Source organism: Salmonirosea aquatica, assembly GCF_009296315.1.
GTDB classification, from domain to species: domain Bacteria; phylum Bacteroidota; class Bacteroidia; order Cytophagales; family Spirosomataceae; genus Salmonirosea; species Salmonirosea aquatica.
In genome coordinates this window covers 3,791,527-3,806,183 of sequence record NZ_WHLY01000002.1, presented here as the reverse complement: position 1 = coordinate 3,806,183, position 14,657 = coordinate 3,791,527, and the positions used below count along the sequence as shown (strand labels likewise).

The following is a 14,657-nucleotide window of genomic DNA, read 5'->3' as shown; positions in this document are numbered from 1 at the left end:
TGTATAGTATGAAAAAAGTATCCCTGTTGATCGGCTCGCTCCTTTTGGGATCTATGCTGTTTGCTCCGCTCAGAGCACAGCAACTTAGTTATCCGCAAATGTTTGAGTCACCTCCTAATTCCCCCGACTACAATCCCAAGGCCTCTTACGAGGGGCCCTATAAGCTCAATACGTGGTCAATAGCCGCTCATTTCGGGCCAACGCAGTTTTTTGGTGACTTGAGGGAATATGATTTTTTTCCGGTGACCGGGAACACCAACGATACCCATAGCGAGTGGGGTACTTTTCAAGGCGGTCTGACCCTTAACAAGCAGCTTTCTTATCTATTTGGCCTGCGGGGGGATGTGTCGCTGGGTAATCTGACGGGGATGAAGCGCCGGAATTATTTCCGGTACTTCAAAGGTAACTATGTGGATGCTTCTATTTCCGGAACCCTTAATCTGAAAGGATTATTGCTAGGTCCTACCAAGATGAAGCACTGGAAAATCGATGCTTACGCCGGATTTGGTATGGTATGGTATGATGCCACTGCTTACGAACTAGGATCGGGTCGCGAACTCCGCAGTACCGATGGTACTACCAATGACTGGATGATCCCCATAGGTCTTACAGTAAATTATGAACTTACCAAGCGGCTGGATTTGGGTCTGGATTTCCGCGTGAATAATACCAACTCCGATTTTATTGATGCCACTTATGGCGGCGACTATTCTCGCAGCCCCAACGACGGCTTCAATATCAGCCAGCTTCCCACGGCACGTAAAGGCAATTCGGCTCTGGATAAATATGGTTACGGCTCGATCATGCTGACTTACAAACTGGGCAAAAATCCGTTGCGTGTAAGTAAAGTTGATGGCAAATACACCTACGACCCCGAGCAAGGAGGCTATTACCACCTCCGGTATACCGATCCCCGGTTGCTGATAAAGCCGCCAAAAATCCTGACGATGGAAGAAATGGATTCGGTGGCCAAAGCCAACCGCCCGCCAGATATCGATCCCAAGCTGTTACTGGATAGCGATGGTGATGGCGTTTCAGACTTCTTTGATAAAGAGCCTAACTCTCCCGCTGGCAGCGTCGTAGATGGTAGCGGTCGTGTTATCGACTTTGACTCCTACGTGAAAAATGCGCTGGCCAATGGAGCTCTGTGCGCTGAGATATTCGCCAACGTTATGTTCGATACGGACAAAAACGAGATTAAACCTGAGTACCGCGATATGCTGAATAATGTGGCTGCTCTGATGAACCGCTCAGGTTGCCGCCTGCAACTTGCCGGTCACGCCGACCGCCGCGCCTCAGATCGCTACAATATGGCACTGTCACGCCGCCGGGTTGAAGCTGTACGGAACTATCTGCTGAATGAGGCAGGCCTGAAAGACCAAAGCAAGATTATTGTCGATTACTTCGGGTCGTTCAAACCGATAGCTGACGGTGCAACCCGCGAAGGGCTGATGAAGAATCGCCGGGTTGAGTTGCGCTTGCTTCCCTAGGTCATCGCAAAACAAACCGATTTTGAAAAGGCTCTCCTTAGGGGGAGCCTTTTTTCATCCTGATTCATTAGTTTTACGCCGTAAAGAAAACTATATCCCAATCCGGTCAGCCGGTTAACCATTAAACAAAACGTTATAACTCATCCCTGTACAATTCGATAACGATCTAATATTGGATAGCCTGTACAAATGAGCCGTTACTAAGGCCATGAAAGAATATGATTATTTGATAGTAGGTGCGGGCTTATGGGGATGCGTATTCGCTCACGAAGCCACCAAGCGTGGAAAGCGTTGTTTGGTAGTGGACCGCCGACCACATACCGGAGGGAACACTTATTGCGAGTCCATTGAAGGAATCAATGTTCATGCCTATGGCGCCCATATTTTCCATACCAATGATAAGGACATTTGGGAGTACGTCAATTCCTTCGTGGAATTCAACCGCTACACCAATTCACCGGTGGCCAACTACAGGGGGAATTATACAATCTTCCTTTTAACATGAATACGTTCTACCAGTTATGGGGCGTTACCACTCCCGACCAGGCCAAAGCCAAGATCGAGGAGCAGGTTCGGGAAGCAGGCATCACCGAGCCTGCCAACCTCGAAGAACAAGCTATTTCGCTGGTCGGTACGGACATGTATAAAAAGCTCATTAAAGAATATACCGAAAAACAATGGGGACGTAAAGCCACCGACCTACCCGCCTTCATCATCAAGCGATTGCCGGTTCGTTTCACCTTTGACAACAATTATTTTAACGACCGATATCAGGGGATTCCCATGGGGGGCTACAATAAACTCACTGAGGGTCTGTTAGAAGGCGTGGAAGTGCAGCTTAATGTGGATTTTATGCAGGAACGTACTGCCTTGACCGAACGCGCTGAAACTGTGGTCTATACCGGAAAAATTGATGAGTTTTATGATTTCCGTTTCGGAGCGCTGGAGTACCGCAGCCTGCGGTTCGAGCACGAGGTGAGGGATACACCCAATTTTCAGGGTAACGCCGTTGTGAATTACACCGATGCCGAAACCCCATTTACACGGATTATCGAGCATAAGCATTTCGAATTTGGTACCCAACCTAAAACGGTTACCACCCGTGAATACCCGCAGGAATGGACGACTGGCTCTGAACCTTATTATCCTATCAACGATGCCAAGAATGACGCAATTCTGCGCCAATATAAAGCAATGGCTGAACAGGAGAAAAATGTTATTTTCGGAGGACGCCTGGCAGAATATCGCTACTACGATATGCATCAGGTGATCGGTTCGGCGTTAAAGAAGGTGCGAGTCCATTTCGGAGAAGAAAATAGAGTTGAATGAAAAGAAGGGCTACTATAGTACTTTTTTTACTGGTAGTAATACTGGCTGTAAGCGGGTGTCGCACCCAGCAAAAAGTTGCGACTATTTCAACCCAAAACCTGACTCCCACCGAATCAGTGGTTAATAAAGGGGCTTATGTGCTTAAACAAGGCGACAAACTTGAAATCCGCAACATGAATTGGTCGTCAGAATTATTTCCTGATCCCAATCAGCTGTCGGGTTCGGCAGGCGGAGGGTTTTCTGTTTCGGTGCGCTCGGACGGCAGTATAATTCTGCCTGAGGTAGGCCGGCTGTATGTAGTGGGGTTTACCCGGCAGACACTAGCCGACACCTTGTCAGTACTCTATAGGGACATTGTACGAAACCCTCTGTTTGAGATTGAGGTAACCAACTTGCAGGTCAAAGTGCTTGGTTCGGTCAATGCGCAAGGCATCGTTCCGTTGGAAAAAGAATACAATTCGCTAGGGGAAATCATTGCAAAATCCGGTGGGATTAAATTTAGCGAAGCGAGCAATACGATTCAGATTATCAGGGGTGGAGGTACCCAGCAGCAGATTATTGAGTATGAATTTGCAGATTTGGGCAATCCCCTGATCATGAATCAAAACATCTATGACAATGACATTATATACGTTCCCCCTTCCCGAGGGTCTCTTAGAGGAATTAGATTTCAGCGCGCATTGGTTTTTGCTCAACCTGTCCTAACGGCACTTAATCTAACCCTCATCATTCTAAATTTCATAAATCGCTGAATGCCCCTATCCTATTCCGACGCTACAACTAACGATACATCGGCCTACCTGGCTAGGCTGGGTTGTGATCTACATGTACACGTTTTGTCTGGAATTGACGATGGGGCTCCCTCACTGGACGAAAGTCTAGCCATTATAGAAGCGCATTATAGAGCGGGCTACCGCAGAATTATTGCCACCCCTCATATTCGCTCCGACTTTTTCCCCAATACCAGACACACCATTCATGAAGCCTGGGTTACTCTGAATGAGATAGTTTGTAAACGCTGGCCTGACTTATCGTTAACTTATGCCGCCGAGCATTTCGCCGATGATTATTTGATGTTGATGCTGGAAGAAGAACTGCTGCTTCCACTTTCCGGCCGATATGTGTTGATTGAAACTTCCATGCGCGATGAACACCCCTACTTTGTCGATATTGTGCGGGCCCTCATCGACAAAGGCTGGCAGCCCGTGCTGGCTCATCCCGAACGCTACCGCCCCTGGCATGCAAAACCCAAACGTTATGCCGAAATGCGAGAAATGGGGCTTATTTTTCAGATCAATCTACTGTCGTTGGGCGGGCAGTATGGCTCCGTAGAAAAAAGTATGGCTGAGCGGCTTATCCGGCAAGGCTGGGCGGGAGCGGTAGGTACTGATCTGCATCGGGCTAACCAGTACCCCTATCTGCAAAAGGCCGCGCGAACTCCAGAGTTCGAGATGTTATGCGATCTGCCGCTGCTGAATTATACCATTAATACGCATGAAGAGAGAAACCGATAGCGCCCTCTTTGAACAACTGCTGGGAAATTCCGAGGCCATCGATTTTCAAAAACTACTCAAGGTTTTTGTAAGCCGATGGTGGTGGATCGTGATTTCCCTCGTATTAGCGGGTATACTTTGCTTTCTGTATCTCAAATTAGTGACTCCCCAATACATCGGTACTGTTACACTCAAATACAATGAGAAGCAGTCGGAACTGGATGAACTGGGTGGAGCTAAACCTACCTTTATTTTCAGTTCAGGCAGTCAGGATTACCTTACTGAGAAATTCAATGTCAGATCTCCGGAAGTAGTACGCAATACGCTTGTCAAAATGCATAATCCGTTCACCTTCTACCGATTAAAGGATTTGCGAGAGGTCGATATATATCCTAGCCGCCCCCTTGAATTAGAAGTGCTAAGCTACGATTCAGCAGTATATCGGCATGGTACGTTTATAATCGATGAGGACCTGACCCTAAGCTACCAAACGGGTACCACTGTCTCCCGGCCGTTAAAAATCATTAACCAAGCTGTAGTGACCATGGAGGGACTTGTGTTTCGTATAAACGCGATCAATACCCAGCCTGGCTATAGCTTCAAGTTTACATTCAATGATCCTGTCCGTCTGGTCAATGGTTTTGTGGGGCGCATTGATATGGAAGAAACAGAGGACGCCATGCCTGTGATGGACCTCACATTTCGCCACCACAACGAAGAATTCACTAAAGATTTCCTGGTCAATCTGGTGGAAGCTTACCGTGAGTTTGATCTTAAGCAAAAACAGCAATCCTCTGATTTGACCATCAATTTTATCAAGGAGCAGGGTAGCATCTACTCAACTCAACTTAAGCAAGCCGCACGGGAGCTGGAACTCTTCAAACAGAAAAATCAACTAATGGATGTAGGTACTTCTGCCATTGAAATCACATCAAAAGTGCGTGAGTTGGAGCAGAAGAAAAACGAACTCGAAATCCAGAAAGCCTATATTAATATGCTGGAGGCTAATATGGGCAAAACTTTCGAAACCGTCAATTACCTTTCGGTAGGGCTCGACGGTACCACCGATGGAATTTTGGTGGGATTGCTGGAAGGGTTTAACGAGCTGATTGCTCAGCGCAAGCAACTGCTTGTTAAGTTTAGCCCAAACTCCGCTGCAGTGAAAAACCTGGATGAACAACTTATTAAATACCGCAGTCAGATCCTGGACAATATTCAACTTCAGAATCAGAAAAACAGCCGAACCATCAATATACTGAACGACAATCTGGCGGCTCTGAAGGGACGTTTCAGCCAAATTCCGGCTTTGGAGAAAAATTACATCTACTTACAGAGTGATTTTGAGGTTAATAAGAATATCTACTCCCTTTTGTTAAATAAAGAAATAGAGTCTTCTATTGTCAAAGCGGGTATGCTACCCTCCTTCAGTGTTATCACGCAGTACGATACCGACAAAGTCTCGCCCCAAAACTGGCGAATCATCTTATTAGCCTTATTTGGAGGGTTGACCCTGGGATTTGGATCGGTATTGTTGACCCGCTATCTCAATAATACCTTTACGGATCTGGATAGCGTAGATCAGCATCCACGCGCAAAGTTGCTCGGAATTGTTCATCACTTCAATGAGAAAACAACTACCACCGGTGAAGATCTTTCCCGCTTTCTTAGTGATCGGACTGTTTTTACAGAGTCATTGAGTGCATTGCGTACCCGGTTAAGCTTTGCCAAATCTTCGCTTGAGCCCACCCCTGGTACCAGGGGGAAGCTAGTGTTGGTTACCTCTGAGAAATCCGGCGAAGGTAAATCATTCGTTACCATTAATGTGGCGCTCTCGTTCACCAAGATTGGCAAGAAAGTCATCGTCATCGGGGCCGATTTGAGAAAGTCCCGCATCCATCTCTTTTTCAATCCGAGACTAACGGCAGGATTGAGTGAATACTTACAAAATCCGGAGGATGTGAACGAAGTGATCCATTCTTCCAAAATAAAAAACTTGGATTATATTCCTGCCGGGGCTCCTCCTTTCAATCCGGGAGAACTCCTCCAGAGACCTCCTATGGAAGACCTGCTGGAGTATTGTCTGGCGAACTACGACTATGTACTGCTGGATACGGCTCCGGTAGGATTGGTAGCCGACAACATCCCCCTGCTACGCCGCAGCGACCATATCCTGTTCATTGTTCGTTGGCTCTATTCCAGTCCCCAGTCGTATCGTCTGGCGGGCCAACTGGCCGACGAATACGAATTGGCGGAAGTAAAGGTCGTGGTGAATGACTTCTATCCCGACAATTTACACAGTAACATTAGTTCGGGAAGTTACCAGAGTTCGGGGTATAGTAGCTATCAGTACGGCTATGCTTATCAGGATAGTGGGTATTTATCCACACCCAAAAGTGGGTGGCGAAAATGGGTGGGAAAAGTTTTCAAGTCTGGACAAAATGGATAAGCCAATTTTAGATTTTTCTATATTATATTTTCAAGCGGCCAACAGCCAATTGACATCAGCTATCTAAAATGTATAATACAGCACCAAGGGTCATTTCAGAAATCGGCTGCAACCACATGGGGCAGTTTGAGATTGCCAAGGAATTGATCCTGCTTTCGAAAGAGTGTAAGGCCAACTACGCCAAATTCCAGAAACGTAACTCCCGCGAACTCCTTACATCCGACCAATACGACGCTCCGCATCCGGTACCCTACAACGCCTACGGGGCTACCTACGGGGCCCACCGGGAGTTTCTGGAGTTCAGCCAACAGCAACACGCGGAACTGAAAGCGTACGCCGAATCAGTCGGCATCGGGTACGCCACCTCGGTATGGGATATTACCTCGGCCCAGGAAATCATCGAACTGAACCCCGATTTCATCAAGGTACCTTCCGCTTGTAACAATCACTTCGAGATGCTCCGCCTCCTGCGCGATACTTACCGAGGCGACGTGCACGTTTCCACAGGTATGACCAAACTCGACGAAATTGAGCAGATTGTGGCTTTTTTTGAGGAAACCGGACAGGCCCGCGAACGGTTGGTTGTGTACAACTGCACCTCAGGGTACCCTGTGCCGTTTAAGGATATCTGCTTGCTCGAAATCCTGCGTATCCAGCAGACCTACGGCGACCGAATCAAGGAGATTGGTTTTTCGGGACACCACCTGGGCATCGCGGTAGACATAGCCGCCTACACGCTAGGGGCGGTATGGATCGAGCGCCATTTCACCAAAGACCGCACCTGGCGCGGCACCGACCACGCCGCTTCGCTGGAGGTACCCGGCTTGCAAAAGTTAGTGCGCGATCTGGATCATACCTACGAAGCACTCACCTACAAACCTTCCGAGATTCTGGAAATTGAGCGAGTACAGCGCGAAAAACTAAAATACCGGGCCCATTGAGCAATGTACTGGCCATCGTTCCGGCCCGGGGCGGAAGTAAAGGGTTGCCGGGCAAAAATACCCTGCCGCTGGCCGGGCATCCGCTCATTGCGTATAGTATCAAAGCTGCGTTGGATTCGCCGGGCATCACGCGGGTGATCGTTTCCACAGATTCGACCGAAATCGCCGACACAGCCCGACAATACGGAGCGGAGGTACCTTTTATTCGACCAGATGAGTATGCGCAGGACCACAGCCTGGACATTGATGTATTTGCCCACGCCCTGAAGTGGCTTCGGCAACACGAAAACTATACACCCGACCTGGTGGTGCAGCTGCGTCCTACCTCTCCCGTTCGCTATGTATACGATATTGAAAACTGCATTCAGAAACTCAGCGAACGTCCCGAAGCGGACAGCCTGCGTGTGGTGACTCAGGCTTTTCATACGCCCTACAAAATGTGGCGGCTAGAGTCAGGGCAGGGATACCTGAACCCCTTGCTAACTTTGGAAGGTACCCCCGATCCCTACAACCAGCCCCGGCAGTCGCTGCCGACGGTCTACTGGCAAATCGGTACCCTGGATGTTATCCGTCCGCGCGCTATTCTGGAAAAAGACTCCATGTCGGGCCAGGGAATTCTGCCCTATATAGTGAGCCAGGAACAGGCCATCGACATTGATGACTTATACAGTTTTCAGAAAGCCGAAGCCTACATTGCCACGCATGATTGTGTCAAATTCCAGCCATGATTCCAAACGATAGTCCAATTTTAGTTTTTGGGGCGGGCTCCATCGGGGAGCGACATTTGGGTATTTTGCAAAAGCTGGGGTACCCTAACCTGTGGGTATATCGCCAGCGAAACCTGCCTCTGCGTTCGGTGGACGCCACCAGTTTGAGAATTGTAACAGACCTGGCCGAATTGGACAAAATTCCGTTCGTGGCAGCCATCGTATGTACCCCTACGGCGCAGCACTTGTCTCAGGCACTTTGGTGCGTGCAGCGTCAGATTCCAGTTTTGATCGAAAAGCCCCTCTCGCACACGCTGGAAAGTCTGGAAGAATTGAGGGAAGCTTTGGTAATAAGGCCGGTGCTCATTCAGGTAGCCTACATGCTGCGCTATCACCCTTTTTTCCAAAAAGTGAAAGCGTTGATTGAAAAAGAAGAGTTAGGCAATTTATTGAGCATGCAAACCTACTGGGGTGAGTACCTACCCGACTGGCATCCGTGGGAAGACTACCGCCAGTCGTATGCCGCCCGCCAGGAACTGGGCGGCGGCGTAGCTCTTACGCTAAGCCATGATCTCGACCTGGTCAACTGGCTGGCCGGGAATCCGATCACGAACTGGAATACGCTGAAAAACCATCGTTCGTCTCTGGAAATCGATGTGGAATCTGGAGCAGATGTATCGCTGGCCTACGAAAATGGCATTACCGCGCACTGCCACCTCAATTTTCACGAACGCCTGCCGCGCCGCTGGTATCGGTTTGCATTTGAGCAGGGGTCCGTAGAAATTGATTATTTAAAAGCAACCTACTCATTAGTACAGCCCGGCCAGGAAGCGGTTAGGCACACGTTAGATAACTTTGACCGCAACCAGCTCTTCGAAGATCAAACCAGGGATTTTTTCCAAAAGGTAAATAAAGGTAGTTTTGCAACGACCTCCTTACGTACGCTGGAAGAATCCCAAGTCCTCCTGAGGATTTGCACGTAAATCTATATTCCTATAATCAGTAATGCCACAAGCCGCAGCCATTCATCCGTCCCTCTCCGTAGCCAACAAGGTAATCCTACTCACGGGAGCCTACGGATTGATCGGAAAAACCTTATCCCACGCTTTTCTGCAACAGGGTGCTCACGTAGTACTGGCCGATCGGGACGAAACAAAAAAAGCCCCTGTGCAAGCCGAACTAGCCCCGAGGTACCCCCATGAGCAGTTTTTGTGCCACGAGCTTGACATCACGAACGAAGAGAGCTGTGCCGCGGTGGTACGGGTCGCGGTGGAGAAATTCGGCAAAATAGATGTACTCATCAATAATGCTGCTATCGATGCCAAGTTCGACAAAGAGCATTCCGACGATATAAATCCCAGTCGCTTTGAGCACTACCCCAGCGACTTGCTCAAACAATCCCTAGAAGTGAACCTAACGGGTACTGTTGTGATGACGCAGTACGCCTGCCGCCAGATGCTGATGCAGGGAAGTGGAAACATCATCAACGTGGCATCCACCTACTCAGTAGTAGCACCCAACCAGAATCTGTACGATTTTGGCGAGGGCGTCAAGCAGTTCAAACCTATTGACTACATCGCTTCCAAGTCGTTCATTCCCAACTTCACACGTTATGTGGCTACCTTCTACGCCCATGAGGGTATCCGCTGCAACGCCATCGTACCGCACGGCATTTTCAACAATCACGGCGAAGCGTTTCTGGCCAATTTTGCTAACCTTTCGCCTCTGGGCCGGATGTGCAATCGTGAAGAACTCATCGGACCGTTCACGTTTCTGGCCTCAGACGCGTCGAGCTACATGACGGGTTCGGTACTCACCGTAGATGGAGGATGGACCGCATGGTAACGATCAAACTTTTCCTGACCGACGTCGACGGCGTACTGACCGACGGCGGCATGTACTATACCGAGAGCGGTGATGAATTTAAGAAATTCAACACCCGCGACGGCATGGCCTTTGAACTGTTGCGCAAAGCCGGGATCAAAACGGGTATCGTTACCTCTGAAAACACAAAAATTGTAGCCCGACGGGCGGTAAAAATTAAAGCCGACTATTTGTATCAAGGACAGCGCGATGGCGGCAAACTGGCCGCAGCGGAGGAAATCTGCGAGAAAGAATCCATTTCACTCAGTGAGGTAGCCTATATCGGTGACGACCTGAACTGCATCAGTCTGTTAGAAAAAGTAGGCTTGGCGGCCTGCCCGGCTGATGCCGTGGACGCGGTAAAGGCGGTACCTGGAATCGTGATGCTTTACAAAAAAGGAGGAGAAGGTTGCGTGCGGGAATTTGTGGATAGGATAGTGAAAAGCCAGTACTGATATGGGGTTAGATCAAAATGTTTTAAAAGCACCTAACCACTATTCAACCTGGCTTTCACTGGGTCTTACCCTGTTCCCGATGTTAGCCTATTCGATTTATCTTTGGACTAATACCGCCAACCTACCCTACGCGGATGACATTCCTGCGATTCTAAAAGCCATTACTGACTACCTGTCGGGCCGAAATTCGCTTCTTGAGGTACTTTTCAGGCGGCATAATGAGCACCCCATTCTATTGGCCAGGCTAATGGCTATTACTCAGGTTCTCCTGATCGGGGAAGTCAATTTCAAGACCCTGGCTTTGATCGGTAGCTGCTCGCTCATAGGCATTGCTTTCCTGCTTTGGCGGGTCAGTGGAATCAACCGTTCTCAACTCATCTATTTTGCGCCGGTCTGTTTCATTCTGTTCCAAGCCCAACTTGTATCCGCTTCAATTTGGACCATGGTGGTTTGGTCCAATATCATGGTTATTTTCACCGCTTTCCTCTCACTATGGTGGTTGACCCTGCCCGGGAAACGATTTATTTGGCTAGCAGCTACCCTGCTATTCGCCACCGTGTTTATTAATGGTAACGGTCTATTGCTAATTCCTGCCGGGCTTGTAGTATTGTATCTAAGTCGGAGCGGCACTGAACACTGGGTTTTATGGAGCTTAGTATCAATGATAGCTCTATTCTTCTATAGCCAAACCGGAGAACCTATATCCTTCCCTCAGCTGTCGCTTACTTTCTTCATCGCCACGCTTATAAATTGGATGGCTTTTATAGGAGCCTACTTCTCATTGGTGGCTCATACCATGGATTATATTTCCATTGGGATGGGTTTTCTAATCGGAGGGGTATTGCTCTCCTATGTCATACTTGCCTTTGCTTTAAGGGCTCGACCCTCATTATCATATAACTGGATGAATCCCAATCCCGTACTTTGCGGCATAATCACGTTTGTATTACTAACCGCCCTTTCGGTGGCACTGCTGCGGAATGAGGGCTTTGATGTCACCCAGATGCTGTATGGCCGCTATCGGCAGTACTCAGTGACTGCCACATGCTTGGGCTATCTTGTTATATTGTCATTCATTAAAACACGGTACGCAACTCTCGGTTGGCTTTTCCCCGTCGTGCTCATTTTTACGGCTTTTTGGAATATGGCTGCTTATATCAGGTATGAGAGGTTTGTTTCATTCTACTCACGCGACCTTCAAGCATCCATGTATAGCATGTTTTACAACGATGTTGCTCTCCTGCATACACCCTGGTATGATCGCAACAATTTTACGCCCTTTTTCAAAGAAGCCGTCCGAAAGGGGTATTATAGTCCACCTTTATCTAAATTTCCTACTCCCAGGCAAATCCTAAAAGCAATTGGCACCCAAGAAGACGGCCCCGTTTCGATTAATGAAAAACGTCTTACCGGAGAGGAGAATCTATTCGGCTGCCATAAAAAATTGATTTTGGATAACTATGGCTACGATCATCCCCAACCAACCTCTACTGGAGATTTTGGCAAGGAACTTTATCTGGCATTTTATCAAAAAGACATTGTGCATCTGGTTGCTGCCTCTACGGTAACTCCGCTGTTTCAGAAAAATGAAAACGTAAACTGGCAAGCCCAACTGCCCCTTTGCCGCCTGCGACCCGGTTCTTACAGAGTAAGTTCGCTGTCCATCGATCATGGAAGAATCAGAGCCCATCGCATTCCCTATGAATTGATCATTCCCCAACATGCGACTTTAGAAAAACTGGAAAATCCACAAATCCGATGAGCGAAGAAACCCAATGGGACCTCGAAATCGTACCTACCTCGGGGCTTTTCGAATTAAACTGGCGCGAGCTATGGCAGTACCGTGATCTAATTGCCCTCTTTGTGCGCCGCGATATTGTGGCCACCTACAAGCAGACCATTCTCGGTCCGATCTGGTTTTTCGTCCAACCTATACTCACCACGCTTACTTATGTAGTAATTTTTGGAAATGTGGCGGGCATTTCTACGGGCGGCATCCCTAAAATCCTTTTTTATCTAGCCGGCGTCACGCTCTGGAATTACTTTCAGGAATGTTTGGTGAAAACATCCGATACTTTTATTTTGAATCAAAACTTATTCGGAAAAGTGTATTTCCCCCGTCTAGCAGCGCCTATTTCCATTGTCATCTCTAACCTGTTCAAGTTTTTCATCCAGTTATCCCTATTCTTGTGCATATGGTTATATTATATCGCACAGTCGGAAGGCGGGGTAAAACCCAATGATACTATACTGCTTTTTCCAATATATATCTTGCTTATGTCGGGCTTGGGCTTCAGCTTCGGGGTGCTCATTTCGTCGCTTACCACCAAGTACCGCGATTTGCGCTTTCTGATTCAGTTTGGAATCCAGTTGCTGATGTACGGAACGCCTATCGTCTATCCATTGTCGATTGCACCCGAGAAATATCGCTGGCTCTTACTCGCCAATCCCATTACGAGTGTAGTAGAAGCATTTAAATACTCGTTTCTGGGAGAAGGCTACTTCTCGTGGGGAGGACTGGGGTATAGCTTCGGATTTATGGTCATCTGTTTGTTATTGAGCATTCTGGTATTCAACCGCGTAGAAAAGACTTTCATGGATACTGTTTAGAAAAGTAAAAGTTGATGGCTGACAATAACTTTGAAAAATGGCAGAAATAGCAATACAAGTTGAAAACCTTTCAAAGCTTTACCAGTTAGGTGAAATCTCGACAGGTACCCTAAGCCGTGACCTGCAGCGCTGGTGGGCAGGTGTGCGCGGCCAAGAAGATCCTTTTCAAAAAATAGGTCAGGCCAACGACCGTTCCATCAAGGGCACAAGCGACTTCGTATGGGCTTTGCAGGACATTTCCTTCGAAGCAAAGCAGGGTGAAATCCTGGGTATCATCGGACGCAACGGAGCGGGCAAGTCCACACTGCTCAAGATCCTCTCGCGCGTGACCAAACCCACCACTGGGCGCATTCGGGTGCGGGGGCGCATGGCCTCGCTGCTGGAAGTAGGTACGGGCTTTCATCCCGAACTGACGGGGCGCGAAAACATATTTCTCAATGGAGCCATTATGGGCATGAGGAAAGACGAAATCCGCCGGAAGCTCGACGAAATTGTGGACTTTGCTGGTGTGGAACGGTATCTCGATACGCCCGTAAAGCGCTACTCATCGGGTATGTATGTACGTCTGGCCTTCGCTGTGGCCGCCCATCTCGAACCTGAAATTCTGGTAGTAGATGAAGTATTGGCTGTCGGTGACGCCGAGTTTCAGAAAAAATGCCTTGGAAAAATGAAGGATGTCAGCAAGAACGACGGGCGTACTGTGCTATTTGTGAGTCATAATATGGAGGCGGTGCAAAATCTGTGCAATCGTGGGCTTCTACTGTCGCAAGGAAAAATGATAGCCAGCGGAAATCTGGGAACCGTAGTGGATCGCTATCTATCGGGTGGAGCTTTGTCAGAGGCACGATTTGAGTTCGCCCCCCCCGATCCAAATGAAGAACTACCCGGCTTTGCCAGAGGACTCGTTGTGGAAGATCTGGATGGAAATCCATTATCGGAAGTACCGCTTTGGGACTACTGGCAGGTTAGAATCACATTTCGGCTCGATAGAGACGTACCACATTTCGTCATTGGGTTGGGAATGCTCTCTCAACTCGGGTTACCGCTCCAGACCTCATGGAGCCAACCGATCGATTTGTCTATCGGTGAGTATGAGGCAATTTTTTCAAACAACGATCTTAATTACTCATCCGGAGTTTATTATTTTGCGGTGGGTTTGTCTTCTTATTTGCGCACGTTCCAGTACCTCAATCAAAAAGCTTACATTCACATTTCTGAAATCCCAAACCTTAAAAATGCTAAACAAGTTATCAACTCAAAAAGTGGGTTATTGCTGAACCAGAAAAGTGTTCAATTGAAACAGCTGGCTATTTGAGCTGAAAG

Annotated in this window: 14 protein-coding genes; all 14 read left to right on the top strand. The window is 48.2% G+C overall.

What is annotated here, in order from left to right; translation table 11 throughout:
- The first annotated feature begins 8 nt into the window (after nt 1–8).
- The 14 genes from GBK04_RS16840 (at nt 9) to GBK04_RS16780 (ending at nt 14,649) form a co-directional block, all read left to right on the top strand.
- Nucleotides 9–1,490 carry an OmpA family protein gene (locus tag GBK04_RS16840; RefSeq protein ID WP_152761639.1) on the top strand — a complete coding sequence of 494 codons (1,482 nt, stop codon included), beginning with the start codon at nt 9–11 and terminating at the stop codon, nt 1,488–1,490.
- A 208-nt stretch (nt 1,491–1,698) separates the two neighbouring features.
- Complete coding sequence (locus tag GBK04_RS30725; protein WP_373331058.1) at nt 1,699–1,995, top strand: NAD(P)-binding protein; 297 nt, start codon at nt 1,699–1,701, stop codon at nt 1,993–1,995.
- Nucleotides 1,992–2,819 carry a UDP-galactopyranose/dTDP-fucopyranose mutase family protein gene (locus GBK04_RS16835; RefSeq protein ID WP_373331057.1) on the top strand — a complete coding sequence of 276 codons (828 nt, stop codon included), beginning with the start codon at nt 1,992–1,994 and terminating at the stop codon, nt 2,817–2,819. The genes GBK04_RS30725 and GBK04_RS16835 overlap by 4 nt, the downstream gene beginning before the upstream one ends.
- On the top strand, nt 2,816–3,571 hold the full coding sequence (locus tag GBK04_RS16830; protein WP_152761637.1) for a polysaccharide biosynthesis/export family protein: 756 nt from the start codon (nt 2,816–2,818) through the stop codon (nt 3,569–3,571). Before GBK04_RS16835 ends, GBK04_RS16830 begins: the two co-directional genes overlap by 4 nt.
- Nucleotides 3,572–4,333 carry a tyrosine-protein phosphatase gene (locus tag GBK04_RS16825; RefSeq protein WP_152761635.1) on the top strand — a complete coding sequence of 254 codons (762 nt, stop codon included), beginning with the start codon at nt 3,572–3,574 and terminating at the stop codon, nt 4,331–4,333.
- A complete protein-coding gene (locus tag GBK04_RS16820; protein WP_152761633.1) occupies nt 4,314–6,758 on the top strand; it encodes a GumC family protein in 2,445 nt (814 codons plus the stop codon). The genes GBK04_RS16825 and GBK04_RS16820 overlap by 20 nt, the downstream gene beginning before the upstream one ends.
- Nucleotides 6,759–6,826: 68 nt before the next feature.
- Nucleotides 6,827–7,699 (top strand): N-acetylneuraminate synthase family protein, encoded by an 873-nt coding sequence (locus tag GBK04_RS16815; protein ID WP_152761631.1) that lies wholly within the window; start codon nt 6,827–6,829, stop codon nt 7,697–7,699.
- Nucleotides 7,696–8,427 carry an acylneuraminate cytidylyltransferase family protein gene (locus tag GBK04_RS16810; protein ID WP_152761629.1) on the top strand — a complete coding sequence of 244 codons (732 nt, stop codon included), beginning with the start codon at nt 7,696–7,698 and terminating at the stop codon, nt 8,425–8,427. Before GBK04_RS16815 ends, GBK04_RS16810 begins: the two co-directional genes overlap by 4 nt.
- Nucleotides 8,424–9,389, top strand: coding sequence for a Gfo/Idh/MocA family protein (locus GBK04_RS16805; RefSeq protein ID WP_152761627.1), 966 nt, complete (start codon nt 8,424–8,426; stop codon nt 9,387–9,389). The genes GBK04_RS16810 and GBK04_RS16805 overlap by 4 nt, the downstream gene beginning before the upstream one ends.
- Before the next feature lie 22 nt (nt 9,390–9,411).
- Nucleotides 9,412–10,251 carry an SDR family oxidoreductase gene (locus tag GBK04_RS16800; RefSeq protein WP_152761624.1) on the top strand — a complete coding sequence of 280 codons (840 nt, stop codon included), beginning with the start codon at nt 9,412–9,414 and terminating at the stop codon, nt 10,249–10,251.
- Nucleotides 10,245–10,724, top strand: a complete 480-nt coding sequence (locus tag GBK04_RS16795; RefSeq protein WP_152766183.1) for a 3-deoxy-D-glycero-D-galacto-nonulopyranosonate 9-phosphatase — start codon at nt 10,245–10,247, stop codon at nt 10,722–10,724. Before GBK04_RS16800 ends, GBK04_RS16795 begins: the two co-directional genes overlap by 7 nt.
- Before the next feature lies 1 nt (nt 10,725).
- A complete protein-coding gene (locus tag GBK04_RS16790; protein ID WP_152761622.1) occupies nt 10,726–12,486 on the top strand; it encodes a hypothetical protein in 1,761 nt (586 codons plus the stop codon).
- Nucleotides 12,483–13,334 carry an ABC transporter permease gene (locus GBK04_RS16785; protein ID WP_152761620.1) on the top strand — a complete coding sequence of 284 codons (852 nt, stop codon included), beginning with the start codon at nt 12,483–12,485 and terminating at the stop codon, nt 13,332–13,334. The genes GBK04_RS16790 and GBK04_RS16785 overlap by 4 nt, the downstream gene beginning before the upstream one ends.
- Before the next feature lie 37 nt (nt 13,335–13,371).
- Nucleotides 13,372–14,649 carry an ABC transporter ATP-binding protein gene (locus tag GBK04_RS16780; RefSeq protein WP_152761618.1) on the top strand — a complete coding sequence of 426 codons (1,278 nt, stop codon included), beginning with the start codon at nt 13,372–13,374 and terminating at the stop codon, nt 14,647–14,649.
- Nucleotides 14,650–14,657 lie beyond the last annotated feature (8 nt).